A 16,671-nucleotide genomic window follows, 5' to 3' on the forward strand; every position below is an offset into this window, starting at 1 on the left:
AGTCGCCGGCGGTCAGTCTCGCAACCATTTGCGAAGCTTTCGCTGGAGACGGGTCGACAGCGCGACGTGATCGCCCGGCGTGCGAAACCGGATGTCGCCGCTGCCGAAGATCACGAGGACGAGCGCGACGGAGAGGCCGACGATGACGCCGTTGACCGCGGCGATCGCGACGAGCGGATGGACGCCGTGGAGCCAGACCAGCACCCGTGGCGGAAAGAGGGCGAGATAGCGGTACTCGCCGAGGTGGCGCGTGTATTCCCCGGTCTCCTCCGGTGCGGAGAGTCGTACCGTGGTCTCGCCGCCGGCGCGGCTGCCGACCGTCTGCCACTCCGGCGTCGTGGCGATCCCACCGCTTTCGGCCTCGTGGACGACGACCACCGGGAGATAGCCGGCGTTGTCGACGGTGCGCGTGAGTTCGGCCGTCGCGCCTGGCGCGACGACCTGCGGATCGTCGCTCGGCGATTCGGTGCTAACGAGTCCGTACTCGTAAGTGCCCGAAGGCACGACCATCGCCGCGGTCGCGAACGTGACGAACACGAGCAAGACGAGCCCGAGCGCCGTCCAGAAGGCGATCACGTTCTCGCGGGAGCGGCGTCTGGTCGTTTCTCGGTGTTCGGGTCCGAGGCGCTCGAAGACGGTGCCGAAGCCGAGCAAGGCGACGCCGACGGCGACCAGCATCGAGCCAAGGCCGTCGGAGGTGGCCGTCGTCGTCACGCCGACGATCGGCGCGACCGTCCCGTAGACCTGCTCTGCGAGCCCCTGAATCGCCATGACGGCGCTCCCGAGGTGAGGGATCGTCACGACCGTCCCGCGGATCTGGAGGGCTTCGGCGACGATCTGACCCTCCTGAACGGGGGGCTCGCCGCCGTCTTGATCGGTAAACGGGTTCGCGTCTCCTTTCGTCACGTAGCCGTCGTCGGTTTCGTCGACGACGCGATGGGTCGTCAGGCCGCCGTCGTGGAGCTCTCTGGCCTGAAAGACGACGACGTCGTCCTCCTCGACGTCGCCGGAGACGACGCTCGGAACCGCGACGAAGCCGTCGCCGGCGTCCATCGTCGGCTCCATGCTGCCGGTCGCGACGTAGCCCAGCAGGATCGGCTGGCCGAGGAGCTGACCGACGAGCAAGAGGATGACGACCAGCGCGACGACGAAGCCGAGTCCCCGCTTGACGAGGTCGGTGGCGGTCATGGGCAGGATGCGAGGACGGTCATGATTGGCTGACGGTTCGAGTTCACTATGCGACTGCTCCAGTATAAAGCCCGCGAGAGTTCCGACGACGGAGACTCGAGGTCGACGCGCTCGAGGAGTTGTAGTTTCGTCTACGCGGTCGAATCGGCTGCACGGACGGCTACCGAAGGATCGCCCAGCGACGGTTCGCCGTCACCGCGAGGAACAACAGCCCCGCCGTCGCTGGCGGCGCGAGTGCGGCCGTCGTCGACGCTGACAGCTCCCGGTTACGGATCGTAAACGGCCCCGGCTCCTCGACCGTCACCGCTCCGGCGGCGACCCCGCTGACCGAAATCTCGTACGTTCCCGGCTCGGCGAAGGCCCGCTCGAAGGTCACCGTCCGTTCGCCGTTGGCCGGGATCGAAACGGCCCGACTCTCGACGACGATCCCGTCGACCGCTAGCTCGAGCGTGCGGTCGACTGGCGCGTCGGTCGGGTTCCTGACTGTCGCTTGCATCGTCGCCGTCTCCCCCGCAGTGACCGTCTCGTCGCCGACGGAGGCGGTAACCACCTCGATCGGCGGCCCCTCGACGGTCACCCGCCTGCTCCCGATTCCCTCGACGCCGACCTCGTAGGCGCCCGGCCAGTACATCGTCCGCTCGAAGGCGACCGATTTCGTCTCGCCGGGTCGCAGCTCGAGCGTCCGCTGATCGACGACCGTCCCGTCGACGGTCAGCGACGCCGTCGTCGTCCCTCGTTCGTCGCCGTAGTTGTGGTACGTGACGTTGGCCGTCAACGTATCGCCGGTCTCGAGCGCCGTCGGCGAGACCGTGAGGTTCGTCCCCTCGATCGCCGGCTGGGAACCGGATTCGGGCGTCGTTTCGTCGGCGTACTCCACCACGACCGAGAACGATTCCGTCCCGCTCTGAGCGCTGTGGGTGTCGACCGCGACCCCGACGTGTGCCGTGTCGCCGGTCGATAGCTCGAGCGGGTTCGATTCGCTGACGACATCGGTCGGATCGTCGCCCCTGTAGAACGTGAGCCCCGCGACGTCGTTCTCGATCCAGACCCGCTCGACCTCGTCCTCGGTGACGGTGATCGTCAAAACGTTATCTGCACGCGTGACGGCGTCGTCGTTCAAGTTCTCGAGATTGAGTTCGACTGCCCCGCCGGAGACCGTCGCGTACTGGCCATTCGGACCGCTCGAGGGAGCCAGCTCGAGGCTCGAGGTCGTATCGGCCTGCGTCCCGCCCGTCGCGGCGATCACGACCGCGCCGGTGGGGACGATCCCCATGATAACGAGGACGACGATGGCGGCGGTACGGAGTGACATGGGTCGATGACAGCTAGGGAACCGAACAGGACGGTGAGCGCGTTAGTATCAGGCCGTGGAGGTCGCTTCGATGGTGATCGTGTGATCGTCGGCCGAGTCGAACGTAGTCGTATTGACCGCGATCCCGACCGCACCAGTGTTACCGGCGTTGACAGTACCGATGCTGGCGGTCTGGCTATCGTCGAAGGTACCGGGCGTGTCGCCATCGTAAACCATGAGGCCACTGCCGCTACTGCTGACGGTCACGTCGACGTTCTCCGCGCCGTTGTTGGTGATATTCAGGAGTCCGTCGTAGTAGATCGTCGAGTTCTCGTTTAGGTCCTGGAACTGGATCTGGATCGCATCGCCCGACCCGTTCTGGACGTAACTGTCCGTCACGGTGTCGTTTAGCTCGAGTCCGAGCGCAGCGTTTGCGTCGCCGGTCGTCTCCACGGTCACGTCACGCGTCGCTTCCACCTGACTGAACGCCCCGGAGGCGATGAGCATCCCGCCGAGGAGGATCGTCGTTCCAAGCACGAACAGCACATTGCGTCGATTCATTCTCATGGGTATGATCTCGTTTCGGACCGCCCCGGCAACCGTATGCGACGGTTGACCGGCCCGGTTCTTACTCGATCCTATGAACGTCATCCACTTTGTATTGAGCCGCCAGAACGTCAGAAAGACCGGCCATACGGCCGTTCAAGCCGGCCCTGAAGGAGCGGCTCGAGCCGAAAGCAGGTCGAGAATCCGTCCGAAAACCGGTTTGAACCGAGTGGCAGCCTCGCTCGAGAGAGTCGACCGGATGTGTCGGTCGGTCGCTGCAGGAACGGGACCGAGACGAGCCCTCGAGCGACGTCGACAGTGAGCCAACACTGGTGGGACGGAGGACGATGTCACCGGGCGAGTCGGCAGGGAGCCAGCGTCGTAATCCACGTTCACGAGACACACACGTCGGCGATAAGGGTTATGTGACAGTAATTCGTTTGTTCGCGACAGAATGGGGGCGTACCATGGCGACGAAGGGTGAGGCTGGGCCCCAGCGCGGCGAGATTTTCGATCTCCTGAGCAATCACCGTCGTCGGTACGCGATTCACTACTGCAAGCGGGAAGACGAGCCGGTGACGCTCGGCACCCTCGCCGAACACGTCGCCGCCTGGGAACTCGACAAGGAGGTCGACGAAATCACCTCGGCCGAGCGAAAACGGGTGTACACGTCGCTTCAGCAAACCCACCTCCCCACGCTCGAGCAGGCCGATATGATCAAGTTCGACGATCGAACGATCGAGCTCACCGACGAGGCGTCCGAGTTGGATGTCTACCTCGATGTCGTCCCGGAGGACTCGATCCCCTGGGGGTACTACTATCTGGGGCTGACCGCAGTCGGGTCCGTCGTGATGGCCGGGCTGTGGCTCGACGTGATTCCGACCGAACCGGTCTCCGCGCTCGGGTGGGCGACGCTCGTCTTCGCGCTGTTTGGCATCTCCGCGGTCGTCCACGTCGCGCAGAGCCGGCGGATGCGCCTCGGAGAGATGGAACGGCCGCCATGACCAACAGGGTCACGAAACTCGGCGTCCTGTTCGTGCTGCTGGGTGCTCTCACGCTACTCGCGCCCGCGTTCGGGTTCGACTTTCTCGCTATCGATCGCGGGATCGACGCGAGCGTCGCGGACGACGAGCAAAACGCACCGCTTGGCGTTCGGACGACGTACGACGGAACTACGATCGAGTACGAGACCGGCTTCTTCGGATTCCCGCGGACGAACACGACCGCGACGGTCGCCGAGCTCCGGAACAACGTCGATAGTCCGTTCACCGTCGAAGCCGAGGTTTCGTCGGTCGTCTGGGCGAGCGGTAACGACCAACGGGTGTTAGCTCCGGTCTCGAGCAGCCTGACGCTCGGAAGTGGGCAGACGGATACGGTCGAACTGCGGTGTAGTCAGGAAGTCGCTGGCGAGGCCAGCGACGCGACGGTCGATCTCGACCTGAAAGCGTCGGGTACGCCGGTCACCATCGATCGCCGGGAGTACACGGTAAGCGGCGTTTCGTTCGCGTGCGAAGGAACGCAAAGCGCGGGCAGTGGCGGGCCGGACGAGATCATGCCGATCGGAGAGACCGACCTCACCCTCGTCAACGGAAGCGTCGCGGCCGAACAATCGACCGGCGCATCGCAAGAGCCGGGAAGCCGAGTCACGTTCGACGTGAGAAACGACGGGTCGGACGATATCATGGTGACAGGCATCGGGGTGTACAACACGACGAGTACCGCAAACGAGGTCTACTACTGTGCGAACTACTGGTTCTTCGGCTGTACCGCGACGGACAACGAAGTCACCATCGACGGAACGACCGACGGCTACCGGAGCGTCGACGAGGCGATGGCCATCGGCGAGGGCAACACCTACGACCTCGACCAGAACGCGACGATCGCGACGGGCGACACCGCGACGGTCGCGATAGAGCAGTTCCGCGAGGACGGATTCAACACCCAGGTCGATATGAGCGGAACGGAGGTTACGGTGGTGCTCGTCGTCGAGGACAACACTACCGGCGAAGAAGTCGGTATCGAGACGGAGCTTACGCTTCCGCCGTAGCGCCACGGTCGTCCGACGGTGGGTCCGAACGGATCCGTTGCGAAGCGGTTCGACACCGAGAAAAAAGAGATGCGCGCTTGCCCGTGAGCGTCCGCTCTTCTCCGCGTTCACCCCGTTTAGATCGGAATGAACGATTCTGGATCGAATGAACGTTCTGAATGGTATACCGTCTTTATACGGACCTGACCGGAAGCGGAAGGTAGCAAGCGTCGGGAAACCGAACGGCGTCGCCGGATCTCGTCCGAATCGTGGCCGTGATGCGGTGTTCATCGACGGTTGCCAGATCGCAAATGGAACAGGAAGGGGGAAGGCGTGTTCAGGAATCCGATGGTCAAACCGGCGGTCGTGTGCATTCTCGCGGGAACGCTCTTACTGGCCGGACCGTCGTTCGGATTCAGTTCGTTCGCGGCAGATCGCGGCGTCAGCGGCGAGGTCGTCGCCGACGCGAACGCGAACCTCGCCGTCGACAGTGCGGGCGACATCGGAACGCTCCGCGGTGACAGTTCGCCGAAGCGAGCCGCGACCCTGACCAACAATCTCAGTGAAGACGTCGACGTCCTCGGATTCGAAATCACCAACGACGGCAACGCGTTAGCGGTCGACAGTCCGACCCCCGGCTCGACGATCGCGTCCGGAACGAGCGACGACGTGACGCTCGTGTGCGCGGAATCGACTTCGGTCGGCGTCCGCAACGTCGAAGTCGAGGTGACCGAAGTCGACGGTCCGACGACCACGATCAGGGGCGTCTCGTTCAACGTGACCGTCGATATCCAGTGTAACAAAGGCAGCGGCAGCGGCGTCGTGAACTTCAGCGCCGACGACATCGCCACCACAAACACGAGCCAGACGTTCTCGTTCAACGCGGACGGATTGAAGAACAGGGACGAGGCGTACATCGATCTCAGCGACCCACAGACGAGCGGTGGCGTGGACTACACCGGCGGGACTACCGTCGTCACCGGCAGCGGCACAGCCACCTACGACGCCGCCACCGACCGGATCGTCTACACTACGTCCGGCAACCCGAAGGGAACGATCGAGATCCGGATCGACGGAATCGACGTCACCGGGAGCGCCGGCGAGCGGTATACGGTCACCTACACCGAGCAACGAAAGGGAAGCAACAACCGCGAGGACAGCGATATCTTCTATCTCACCGGGTAGGCTGCTGACGAACCGAGACCGAATCGCGGTCCGCTGTCCCCTCGAGTCGACACCGCTGTGAGGTGCCGTGGCTGCGTCCGGTAGACCGTCGTCGATCAATGCGAACGCCTTTTTAGCGCCGGCCTCCCACGTTCCCCCATGTCGACCGAATCGATCAGCGACCGACGCGAGCACATTCGCTCGGTCAGCGTGACCGCCCTGTCCGCGCTGGCGGGTGTCGCCGCGGCGCTGGCCTCCGCGACCTGGGTTGGCCTCTCGGAGGCGGCGGCCCAGAACACGCAGGCGCTCGCGTTCGTCCTGGGCGCGATTTTCGTCCAGTATCTGCTCATCAACGTCTCGGGGATCTACGGCGAAGACGAGTTCGGGACGAAACACTACCTGTTCATCGGGTTCATGACCTTCGCACTCTGGTTCGTCACGTGGGGCATCCTGCTCACCGCGGAGGCGACGGGCTAAGATGGCCGACGACAGCATCGCCGTCGTAGATCTAGACCGGTGCCAGCCCGACCGGTGTGGCTACGAGTGCAAGAACTACTGTCCGCCTAACCGCACGGGAAAGGAGTGTATCACCCTCCGCGGCGAGGAGGCCGACGAGGGCCAACCCGAACAGATCCACATCTCCGAGGAGATCTGTCTGGGCGAGACCTGCGGGATCTGCGTCGAGAAGTGTCCGTTCGACGCCATCGAGATCATCAACCTGCCCAAGGAATTACAGGACGAGCCCGCCCACCGCTACGGCGAGAACGCCTTCTCGCTGTACGGGCTCCCGGCACCCCAGGACGGACAGGTCACCGGCATCCTCGGTCCCAACGGGATCGGGAAGACGACCGCCGTCCGCATCCTCGCAGGCGAACTCGAGCCGAACCTCGGCCGCTACGAGGAATCGCCGGGCTGGGACGAGGTGCTGGAAGCCTACCGCGGGACAGAGCTACAGGATTACATCGCTGACGTACGCGACGGCGACGTGACGATCGCGCGAAAGCCCCAATACGTCGACCAGATCCCGAACAGCTTCGACGGCAACACGCGAGAACTGCTCGAGCGAACCGACGAGCGGGGGGCCCTCGAGTCGCTGGTCGAGCGGCTCTCGATCGGGCCGGTCATGGAGCAGTCGATCGACGACCTCTCGGGCGGCGAACTCCAGCGGGTCGCGCTGGCGGCCACGCTGGCTCGCGATACGGATTTCTACTTCTTGGACGAGATCACGCCGTATCTGGACATCGGCCAGCGCGTGACGGCGGCGCGATTGATCCGCGAACTCGCCGAGGAAGAGGACAAGTCGATGCTGGTCATCGAACACGACCTCGCAATTTTGGACCTGCTGGCCGACACGCTCCACGTCGCCTACGGTGAGCCCGGCGCGTACGGCGTTATCACGTCGCCGAAGTCGGTCCGCAACGGGATCAACGAGTACCTCTCGGGCTATCTCGACAACGAGAACATGCGGATCCGGCCGAACCCGATCGAGTTCGAAGAACACGCACCCCGGAGCGTGACCCGCGCGGACACGCTCGTCGAGTACCCCGATCTGACCAAGAGCTACGGCGATGGGGAGTTCACCCTCGAGGTCGAGGGCGGCGAGATCCGCGAAAACGAAGTGCTGGGCGTCGTCGGTCCCAACGGGATCGGGAAGTCGACGTTCGCGAAGCTGCTGACGGGCAACCTCTCTCCCGACGCGGGCGACGCCGATCTCGACCTCGAGATTTCCTACAAGCCCCAGTACGTCACCATCGACCAGCACATGCGGGTCGACGCCTTCCTCTCCTCTATTACGGACCAGTTCGGCTCGTCGTACTGGAACACCGAGATCGCTCAGCCGCTCCAACTCGAGCGGATCATGGAGCAGACCCTCTCGGACCTCTCGGGCGGGGAACGCCAGCGAGTCGCCATCGCGGCGTGTCTCTCGGACTCGGCGGATCTCTACCTGCTGGACGAGCCCTCCGCCCACCTGGACGTCGAACAGCGCGTCCAGGCCACGAAGGCGATCCGCCGCTACGCCGAACAGCAGGACGCCACCGTGTTAGTCATCGACCACGACATCTACATGATGGACCTGCTCGCCGACCGGCTGATGGTCTTCGACGGCGAACCTGCGGTTCGCGGTCGCGCCGGCCAACCACAGCCCATGCGCGACGGCATGAACGAGTTCCTCGCGAACCTCGAGGTGACCTTCCGCCGTGACGAGCGCACCTCGCGCCCGCGGATCAACAAGCCCGAGTCGCAACTGGATCGCCAGCAGAAAAGCGAGGGCGAGTACTACTACGCGCCCTGATCGGCCGTATCGTTTCTCGCCGATATCGGAGAACGGGCCTCACCCCATGAGGCGCTGACAGCTCCCACAGAGGTTCTCCTCCTTGATGTCGACCTCGCGGACGGTCGGCGAGAAGTTCATGACACAGCGGTTGTTGTCGCAGTGCTCTAAGCCGTAGGTGTGGCCGATCTCGTGGACGATCTCCTTGCGGACGCGGTCCTCGAAGATGTCGGCGGCGCTCTGATTCGAGAAGCCGCCGTCGCTCGAGGTCTGGAGCCGATAGGTCGAAACGACGCTGCCGCTGCCGTCGAGGTAGGCCAGGCCGAAGACGTAGTTGCGCCGTCGATAGAAGAGGTCCTTGGGGGTGATGGCGATGTTCTTCTCGCCGCGGCCGATCCGCTCGGCGAGCTGGATGAACGTTTCGGCGGAGTACTGGTTTCGGTCGGAGTCGTAGGCTCCGTTGGGGACCGACTGCGAGTCGTTGACCGAGACGTCGCAGTCGTAGACCGATCGCAACGCGGTGGAGGCCGACCGCTTGACCTCCGCGGGGACGTTGCCGACCGGCACGATATCGACGAGCATGGAAAGTGGTATGGCCGCGGGCGGCATAAACGTCCCGCCGTGGCCCACTCCCGCCGGAATTTAACGACACTGAATGATCACCTCGCCGACTACGAGCGCGTCGTCGAGATCGGGATCGGCCGTCGGACCGAGACGGCTCGAGCGCTGGCGGACCGCGGGCTCTCGGTGACCGCGACGGACGTTCACGACCGGGCGGTTCCCGACGGCGTGGAGTTCGTCCGCGACGATATCGTCGACCCGGAGCCAACGGTCTACGCGGGCGCGGACGCGGTGTACGCGCGGAACCTGCCACCGGAACTTCATCGCCCCGCGCTCGAGGCGGCCCGCGACGCCGGCGCCGACTTCCTGTTTACGACCCTCGGTGGCGACCAGCCGGCGGTACCGGTCGAGCGGACGACGATCGCGGAGGGGACGCTGTACGTTGCTCGAGCGCTGCCGGAGTGACGAGCGGCGAGTCGCGGCCGATCGGTCCTCGCGCGAACGCAATCCGACCGCCTTTATCCCCGTCGTCCCGTCTTAGCGGACATGAACGCAGACGCAGTCGTCCTCGACATCGACGGGGTGCTCGTCGACGTCGCCGACTCCTACCGGCGGGCGATCGTCGAGTCCGTCGAGGCAGTCTACGACCGGACGATTCGCAAGGACGACATTCAAGAGTTCAAGGACGCTGGCGGGTTCAACAACGACTGGGAACTGACGTACGCGGCCGCGCTCTACGTACTGGCGACCGGGGAAGGGTACGACCGCTCGCTCGAGGCCTTCACCGACGACATCGGCGCTACGGGCGGCGGCCTCGAGGCGGCCGAAACCGTCGTTCGGAACGCGATCGGTGCGCAGGCGACCCAGCGCGTCCGCGAGCGCTGGGACCGCGAGCGCCTGCGCGATGTCTTCCAGCAACTCTATCTGGGTGACGAACTCTATCGCGGCCTCGAAGGCGGCGAGCCCGATCTCGAGCGCGAGACGCCGGGCTTTATCCACGACGAGCCGGTGTTGCTCGAGCCGGAGGCGCGGGATCAGCTGCTCGAGGGCTACGACGTGGGGGTGCTGACCGGCCGGCCGGCGGCCGAGGCCGAGATCGCCCTCGAGCGGGTCGGACTCGACGACGCGATCCCGGCCGATCGACGGTTCACGATGGACGACTGGGAGGAGGGCAAGCCCCACCCGCGGGCGCTGACGACGCTCGCGGCGCGGTTCGACGCCGACGCGGTGGCCTTCGTCGGTGACACGCTAGACGACGTTCGGACGGCGGTCAACGCGAGCGAGGCCGATCCGGACCGCGAGTACCGCGGCGTCGGCGTGCTGACCGGCGGGCTGACCGGCGAGGAGGGACGGCGAAAGTACGAGGACGCGGGCGCGGCGGCGGTTCTGGAATCAGTCAATGCCGTTCCCGACTGGCTCGAGTCGTAAGCGAGCGGGTCAGTCGCCTCAGTCGTCGGGAAAGCGGACGAATGTGAGCCAGAAGTCCTCGAACGAACGCCCGAGGCGGATGAACTCGTCTGGTCCAACCGGCTTCTGGACGTAGGCGTTCGCGTGGAGGTCGTACGAGCGAGCGATGTCCTCCTCCGAAGCGGAGCTCGTCATGACGATCACGGGAATCGATCGCAGCGCCGGCTCGGATTTGAGCTCCGAGAGGACATCGGCACCGGTGACGCCGGGAAGTTGGAAATCGAGCAGGATCATGTCGGGTCGCGGGCTGTCCGCGTGATCGTTGCGCTGATGGACGAAATCGAGAGCGGCTTCCCCGTCGGTGACGGTGCGGATGTCACAAGCGATAGTAGCGTCGTCGAACGACTCGGAGAATAGCCGCGCGTCACCGGGGTTCGGTTCGACCAAGAGGACGGTGATGGCGTCCTCGATGGGCGGGGACATACCCATAATTCGGTGTCCGATCAAAAGAGATGAGCGGTTAGTCCCAGTGAAATGGATGGAATGTTCATCGATACCTACCAGAATACGAAGATTGGGTCCCGGAAGCGGCGAATCAGGCTAACCGACAGTCGTTGATAGCACCAGACTAGAACGAATCCGACCGACGGCACGACGACTTCGGGCCAGCGTTGGCAGCGTTACGCGGCCGACTCGGTCAGTCGACGACAGGAATCGAACCGATCGTCGGTCAGATAGACGGCTCCGTCGCGAACGGCGACCGCGATCGACTCGAGGGCGTCGCCGCGACACGGGCCGGCCGTACAGACGCCGTCGCCGCACTCGAAGCGCGCGCCGTGTTCATGACAGACCAGCTGGTCGTCGCGGACGATCGCGCCGGAGCCGGGATCGAGCCGGACCGCCGGCTTGTGCGGACAGGAGTTTCGCCACGCCGATACGGTCTCGCCCTCTCGCCGGAGGATCAGTTCCGTTCCGCGATTGCCGGACCGAGCTTCGCAGCGAAGCGTTCCCTTCGTCGGCACGTCCGCGAGCGGGGCGATGCGACGGGGATCGTCCGCCTCACTATCGGCGACGGGTCCCTCATCGGTATCGGCGGGTTCGCTCTCCGGGCGGTCGCCGCCGACGCTGAAGCGGAACGTCGCGTCGTCGGTCGAAACGTCGCCCTCGTCGTCGTAGATGCGGACGGACGCCGAGTCGGCTGCACTCTCGAGGGTCACGCGGACGGGATCGGTCATACGCCCTATTTTCGGCCAGCCTAAAAGTGTGTTCCGGACCGACCGCTGCCCGACGACACCGCGCTCGAGCGACGGACTCGACCGGCGAGAACGCGCGGTATTCCTTTAGGGGAGCCCGAAGAACGAACGCCCATGGACGACGCCGAAGTCACCGTCGACGTCGAGGTCGAAGTGGCGGTCGATTCGAGCGAACTCGAGATCGAAGTCGGGGACGAACGCGAGTTCGAGGGCGAACTCGAGGCGGGCGGGCTCACGATCGAAGTCGAAGCCGAAGTAGAGGTCGAAGGCGAGAAAGTGGCGTCGCCTGACGAACCGGAGGAGAGCGACGCCGAAGCCGACGAGACCGAGGAGGAAGCCGCCGAAGATAACGGGGAAACCGACGATTCCGAGGCCGAGGCGGACGAAGACGAGGCCGACGAGGAGGACTGAACCGACGGATCCTCGCGCGTGTCGAAAGACGCTATGTGCTGGCACCGGAAGGCCGGAACATGAGCTGGACGGTAATGCCGACGTTCGACGACCACGAGGCGGCTCGCGAGGAGTTCTCGTGGGACCTCCCCGACGAGTACAATCCGGCCGTCGACTTTCTGCGAAAACACGAGGACACGAGTCGAACGGCGCTGCGCTACGAAGACCCCGAGACGGGCCTCGAGACATACTCCTTCGACGACCTCGACGAGCGGTCGGATCGCCTCGCGGCCGCGCTGGCCGACCTCGGCGTCGAAGCCGGCGACCGCGTGGGCGTCGTCGTTCCCCAGAAGCCACAGAACCCGCTGACCCACCTCGCGAACTGGAAACTGGGCGCGGTGTCGGTGCCGCTGACGGTGCTGTTCGGCCGCGACGCCTTGCAGTATCGACTCGCGGACAGCGAGGCGAAAGCCGTCGTCGTCGACCCGAGCGTCCGCGAGACGGTCGACGAGATCCGCGACGAGTGTCCCGAACTCGAGGCCGTGATCGAGCTCGGCGACGGCGACTCGGTAACGGGCGAGGCCCGCGCCTTCGACGACCTCGTCGCCGCCCACGAGCCCGGCATCGAGGTCTACGACGCGACGCCGGCGACGCCGACGGCGATCATGTACACGAGCGGCTCGACGGGGCCGCCGAAGGGCGTTCGCCACAGCCACGCACTCTGGCTCGGGCGGGCCGCCGCGGCATACAACTACTTCGATCAGGGGCTCGCGGAAGGGGAAGCGACGCTGTGGACCCCGGCCGACTGGGCCTGGGGCGCGGCGCTGGGCGGGACGCTGTTCGCGGCGTGGCACCACGGCTGTACCATCGTCGGCTGGCCCCGCGACGGGTTCGACCCCGCCGAAGCCTACGACCTCATGGAGCGCCACGACGTGACGAAAGCCTTCATGCCCCCGACCGCGCTCCGAATGCTGATGGGCGTCGATGACCCCGAAGACGCCTACGACCTCTCGCTCGAGACGTTCGGCTCGGCCGGCGAACCGCTGACCTCGGAGGTCGTCGACTGGGTCGAGTCGACGTTTGAGGACGTGGCGATCAACGAGTTCTACGGCCAGACCGAACTCAACCTCGTCGTCGGCAACGCCGAGACGTGGTTCGACACGCGACCGGGTAGCATGGGCAAACCGTTCCCCGGCTACGAGATCGCCGTGCTCGACCCCGAGACGCACGAGCGACTCGAGCGCGGCGAAACCGGCGAACTCGCGGTGAAGCCGGGCGATCGCCGGGTTTTCTTCGACGAGTACCACAACCTGCCGGAGAAGACGGCGAACAAGCGGACGGAGGACGGATGGTTCCTGACGGACGATCTGGTTGAGCGCGACGAGGACGGCTACCTGTGGTTCGTCTCGCGGGCCGACGACGTGATCCTCACCAGCGGCTACCGCGTGGGGCCGATGGAGGTCGAGGACGCGATCCTCACCCACGAGGCCGTCGAGCAGGCCGGCGTCGTCGGCGTTCCCGACGAGACCCGCGGCGAGGCGATCAAAGCGTTCGTCGAGCCCGCTACCGATGCATATGAGCCCGACGACCTCCGCGAGGAGATCCGCGACCTCGTCCGCGACCGACTCGCCGAGTACGAGTACCCCCAGCACATCGAGTTCGTGGAGACGCTGCCGACCACGACGACGGGCAAGATCCAGCGGCGGTCCCTGCGGGACGAGGGCGACGAACCGTAGCGTCCCCGTTATCGCCCGCGAGCGTCGTCGACCGGCGCTCGATCGTCCGCCGGCACGCTCCGAACGGGCGAGAAGTAAAGACGGTTTTATTATTCCACATTCGAAAGGTCGAATCATGTATCGCGTGTTGCTGCCCGTCGACACCAACGAGGATCGCGCGCTGGCCCAAGCGGAGTACGTCGCGTCGCTGCCCAACGCCGCCGATTCGGTCGAGGCCTACATTCTGTTCGTCTTCAGCGAGGACGGCGAAGACCTCCCTCAGGAGTTCGAGAAGTTCAAATCCGCCTCTCGGATCGGTTCGGTCCGCCGCGCCAAGGAGGCTCTCGAGGAGGCCGGCGTCTCGGTGACGATCCTGGAAGACAGCGGCGATACGGAAGACGACATTCTCGAGGAGGCAACGGCGTACGACGTCGACGAGATCGTCCTCGGCGGGCGGAAGCGCTCGCCCGTCGGCAAGGCGCTGTTCGGCAGCACCACCCAGGGCGTCATCCTCAGCACCGACCGGCCGGTGGTCGTCACCGGCGGTGGCGGTGAGGAGTAACCGCGACCGACCGTCCCGCCGCTTGTTCCCGCCGGCAGCCACCTTATCCGAATCGATGCCGAGTGTCCGGTATGGCAATTCGGCAACCGGAGGCGGACGAGGCCGCGCGGATCCGCGAGGTCGTCGAGAACTCGATGACGACCTCGTTCACGCTCAGTCCGGGGCAGATCGGCGCGGTGACGGACGAACAGTTCGCCGACGACGCCGTCGCCGAGCGGCTCGGGGACGAGAACACCGTCTTTCGCGTCGCCGAAACCGGCGCGGAGATCGAGGGCGAAGCCATTGCCGGCGTCGTCGAGGGCCGCCTCGAGGGCGACCGGGGTGAGGTGAACTGGCTGTTCGTCGACCCGGAACACCGGGGCCGAGGGATCGGGACGGAGCTCTACGAGACGGTAACCGAGACGCTCCGCGACCGCGGTGCCGAAACCCTTTGTGTCACCGTCCTCGAGGCCAACACCGAGGGACACGGATTCGTCGAGCGATTCGACCTCGAGCACGCCGACGACCGCCGGGTCGATATCGCCGACGAGTCCCTCGTGAAGTACGTCTACGCGGAGCCGGACGTCGACGCGGATCTCCCGAGCGACTCGACGGACGCGGACGTGAGCGAGGACGAGTTTCCCGAAGCGGAGGCTGAAGACGGTTCGCTGACGATGACAGACGTCGGCCAGACGGTGTACATCGATCGCGACGAGCCGGAGTCCGGTACCGCGGCCTCGTTTTACGTCACTTACGAGGACGCCGATCTCACCGAGCAGTACGGCTTCTACTGCGCGAACTGCGGCTCGCTCGACATCTCGATGGACAACATGGACCGCCTCGAGTGCGGCGACTGCGGGAACGCCCACGCAGAACGCTCCGGAGAAGCGTACGACGAATCGTACCTCTAGAGGCTATCGCGACCGGCAACTGCGACGAGCGGACCCCGACCCGCCGAAGGGCCGTCGTCGGTGCCGACGCGAAAATCGTCCGGCCGGGCAGTGCGATACGCTATCCGTTCTGTTTCGAGAAGATGCTGTCGGCCGTCGCCGCGCCGACGACGCTGAAGACCGAGCCGACGCTCACGGCCTTGAACGTCGTCTCGAGGGCGTCGCGGGGCGATTCGGTGAACTGACCGGCGAAGACGTCAGGAGCATCTAACAGGAGCGCGAGCAGCGCCACAGAGCCAAAGGAGACGATCATTAGCGAGATGAAACGAAGCGGGACGCCAGCGACGTCTTGCTCGTCTTCCACGTCGCGGGTCGTGTCTGCCGTGTACAGCGCGCCGTAGCCGATCCCGAACACCACGATCACGGTGCCGAGCGCCTGCCAGACGTTCATGCTCGCCGCGAGTTCCCAGACCTCCGCGGTGACCACGAACGGGCCCGCGAGCAGAATGCCGCCGACGATCTGCTGCGCCGAGTCCGCGAGCCGAAATTGCTGCGGACGGCGCGGCCGTCGAAGCTTCATAGCGGGGGGATTACGGCGGAACGGTAAAACGGTCCCGTTTGCGTACCTGATCGCGGACCGCGGGCGTCGACCGGGCCATCGAAATCGCCGTCAGACGAAAAACAACAGCGCTGCGTATCCCCCGCCGCCGAGCGCGAACGCCCAGAACCGGCTCTCGCGGTCGGACGGGAGTTCCTCCTTGATCACGTTGAGAACGACACCGCCGGCCAGAAACGGCAGGAAGACGGCGATCAGGAGTTCGGTCCCCTCGAGTGCGTACCCCGCTCCGAAGCCGACGAGCACCGCGACCGACAGGAGCCAGCGCCCTCGGCGGTGGTAGAGGCGGCCGTAGTGCTCGCGGAGGCCGTCGTCCGTGACGACGAAGTGCAACGCCATCGCGACGACGAACAGGGCGACGCTATCGAGTTCGGGGTCCCAGAGCAGCGAGCCGACGATGGCGTTGTAGACGGCGAACGCGCCGAGGTGGAGCCAGAAGACGCCGGCCGCGACGGCGTCTCCGCTCGAGTTGTCGGCGTTCGCCCGGCGAGCGAGTTGCTCGAGGCCGTAGAAGGTGACGAACCCAACGAGGGCCACCAGATAGCCGTACTGTTCGCCGAGCGGTACGGGGAGCCCGTGGCGGTCGATCGTCGCGGCGGCGTCGTGGATCTCGGGTAGGAGGTGGACGAACACGTACGCGACCGAGACGCCGCCGGCGATCGAGAGCCATCGGCTCCGGGGGATCCGATCGCCGATACCCAACCGGCCGGCGAAGAAGTGGACTAGTGCGAGGACGATCGCGTACGCGAAGAGAACCCCGGCGGCGGGGGCCGCCGACTCGCTCGGAGACATCGCCGACGAGTATGCGAGG

19 protein-coding genes are annotated in these 16,671 nt (G+C 65.4%); 11 read left to right on the forward strand and 8 right to left on the reverse strand.

The window, feature by feature from the left end; all coding sequences use genetic code 11:
- Positions 1-12 precede the first annotated feature (12 nt).
- The 3 genes from NKH51_RS13425 to NKH51_RS13435 all read right to left on the reverse strand — a co-directional run bounded on the left by NKH51_RS13425 (position 13) and on the right by NKH51_RS13435 (position 3,040).
- Entirely contained in the window at positions 13-1,188 is a 1,176-nt protein-coding gene (locus NKH51_RS13425) for a signal peptidase I (protein ID WP_254762197.1), read from the reverse strand.
- Between the two features lie 160 nt (positions 1,189-1,348).
- A complete protein-coding gene (locus tag NKH51_RS13430; protein ID WP_254762198.1) occupies positions 1,349-2,500 on the reverse strand; it encodes a CARDB domain-containing protein in 1,152 nt (383 codons plus the stop codon).
- A gap of 48 nt (positions 2,501-2,548) precedes the next feature.
- Positions 2,549-3,040 carry a hypothetical protein gene (locus NKH51_RS13435; RefSeq protein ID WP_254762199.1) on the reverse strand — a complete coding sequence of 164 codons (492 nt, stop codon included), beginning with the start codon at positions 3,038-3,040 and terminating at the stop codon, positions 2,549-2,551.
- Between the two features lie 452 nt (positions 3,041-3,492).
- Here NKH51_RS13435 and NKH51_RS13440 point away from each other — a divergent pair, with 452 nt between their 5' ends.
- From NKH51_RS13440 to NKH51_RS13460, 5 genes are all read left to right on the forward strand, one after another.
- Positions 3,493-4,029 (forward strand): DUF7344 domain-containing protein, encoded by a 537-nt coding sequence (locus tag NKH51_RS13440; RefSeq protein WP_254762200.1) that lies wholly within the window; start codon positions 3,493-3,495, stop codon positions 4,027-4,029.
- Entirely contained in the window at positions 4,026-5,072 is a 1,047-nt protein-coding gene (locus NKH51_RS13445) for a hypothetical protein (protein WP_254762201.1), read from the forward strand. Before NKH51_RS13440 ends, NKH51_RS13445 begins: the two co-directional genes overlap by 4 nt.
- Positions 5,073-5,348: 276 nt before the next feature.
- Complete coding sequence (locus NKH51_RS13450; protein ID WP_254762202.1) at positions 5,349-6,236, forward strand: hypothetical protein; 888 nt, start codon at positions 5,349-5,351, stop codon at positions 6,234-6,236.
- Between the two features lie 138 nt (positions 6,237-6,374).
- Positions 6,375-6,692 (forward strand): EMC6-like membrane protein, encoded by a 318-nt coding sequence (locus tag NKH51_RS13455; RefSeq protein WP_254762203.1) that lies wholly within the window; start codon positions 6,375-6,377, stop codon positions 6,690-6,692.
- Position 6,693: 1 nt separating this feature from the next.
- Positions 6,694-8,508 (forward strand): ribosome biogenesis/translation initiation ATPase RLI, encoded by a 1,815-nt coding sequence (locus NKH51_RS13460; protein ID WP_254762204.1) that lies wholly within the window; start codon positions 6,694-6,696, stop codon positions 8,506-8,508.
- Positions 8,509-8,547: 39 nt separating this feature from the next.
- Here the strand turns inward: NKH51_RS13460 and NKH51_RS13465 are convergent, their stop codons facing one another.
- Positions 8,548-9,069 carry an archaemetzincin family Zn-dependent metalloprotease gene (locus NKH51_RS13465; protein WP_254762205.1) on the reverse strand — a complete coding sequence of 174 codons (522 nt, stop codon included), beginning with the start codon at positions 9,067-9,069 and terminating at the stop codon, positions 8,548-8,550.
- A gap of 39 nt (positions 9,070-9,108) precedes the next feature.
- Here NKH51_RS13465 and NKH51_RS13470 point away from each other — a divergent pair, with 39 nt between their 5' ends.
- Together NKH51_RS13470 and NKH51_RS13475 are read left to right on the forward strand one after the other, a co-directional pair.
- Positions 9,109-9,513 (forward strand): UPF0146 family protein, encoded by a 405-nt coding sequence (locus tag NKH51_RS13470; RefSeq protein WP_254762206.1) that lies wholly within the window; start codon positions 9,109-9,111, stop codon positions 9,511-9,513.
- Positions 9,514-9,594: 81 nt separating this feature from the next.
- Positions 9,595-10,476, forward strand: a complete 882-nt coding sequence (locus NKH51_RS13475) for a TIGR01548 family HAD-type hydrolase (RefSeq protein ID WP_254762207.1) — start codon at positions 9,595-9,597, stop codon at positions 10,474-10,476.
- Between the two features lie 18 nt (positions 10,477-10,494).
- On the opposite strand, the gene NKH51_RS13480 is transcribed toward NKH51_RS13475, so the two are convergent.
- Entirely contained in the window at positions 10,495-10,938 is a 444-nt protein-coding gene (locus NKH51_RS13480) for a response regulator (RefSeq protein ID WP_254762208.1), read from the reverse strand.
- A 197-nt stretch (positions 10,939-11,135) separates the two neighbouring features.
- Positions 11,136-11,690, reverse strand: a complete 555-nt coding sequence (locus NKH51_RS13485; protein WP_254762209.1) for a Rieske (2Fe-2S) protein — start codon at positions 11,688-11,690, stop codon at positions 11,136-11,138.
- 132 nt (positions 11,691-11,822) lie between these two features.
- Between NKH51_RS13485 and NKH51_RS13490 the strand changes: the two genes are divergently transcribed.
- From NKH51_RS13490 to NKH51_RS13505, 4 genes are all read left to right on the forward strand, one after another.
- Positions 11,823-12,119: a hypothetical protein gene (locus NKH51_RS13490; RefSeq protein ID WP_254762210.1), complete on the forward strand. Its 297-nt coding sequence runs from the start codon at positions 11,823-11,825 to the stop codon at positions 12,117-12,119.
- A gap of 59 nt (positions 12,120-12,178) precedes the next feature.
- Positions 12,179-13,834 (forward strand): acetate--CoA ligase, encoded by a 1,656-nt coding sequence (locus NKH51_RS13495; RefSeq protein ID WP_254762211.1) that lies wholly within the window; start codon positions 12,179-12,181, stop codon positions 13,832-13,834.
- Positions 13,835-13,949: 115 nt separating this feature from the next.
- On the forward strand, positions 13,950-14,375 hold the full coding sequence (locus NKH51_RS13500; RefSeq protein ID WP_254762212.1) for a universal stress protein: 426 nt from the start codon (positions 13,950-13,952) through the stop codon (positions 14,373-14,375).
- A gap of 71 nt (positions 14,376-14,446) precedes the next feature.
- Complete coding sequence (locus NKH51_RS13505) at positions 14,447-15,265, forward strand: GNAT family N-acetyltransferase (RefSeq protein WP_254762213.1); 819 nt, start codon at positions 14,447-14,449, stop codon at positions 15,263-15,265.
- A 100-nt stretch (positions 15,266-15,365) separates the two neighbouring features.
- Here NKH51_RS13505 and NKH51_RS13510 read toward each other — a convergent pair whose 3' ends face one another.
- Complete coding sequence (locus NKH51_RS13510; protein WP_254762214.1) at positions 15,366-15,824, reverse strand: DUF2391 family protein; 459 nt, start codon at positions 15,822-15,824, stop codon at positions 15,366-15,368.
- A 90-nt stretch (positions 15,825-15,914) separates the two neighbouring features.
- Complete coding sequence (locus tag NKH51_RS13515) at positions 15,915-16,652, reverse strand: hypothetical protein (protein ID WP_254762215.1); 738 nt, start codon at positions 16,650-16,652, stop codon at positions 15,915-15,917.
- Positions 16,653-16,671: the final 19 nt, after the last annotated feature.

It is taken from the genome of Natrinema marinum (genome assembly GCF_024296685.1).
GTDB lineage: Archaea > Halobacteriota > Halobacteria > Halobacteriales > Natrialbaceae > Natrinema > Natrinema marinum.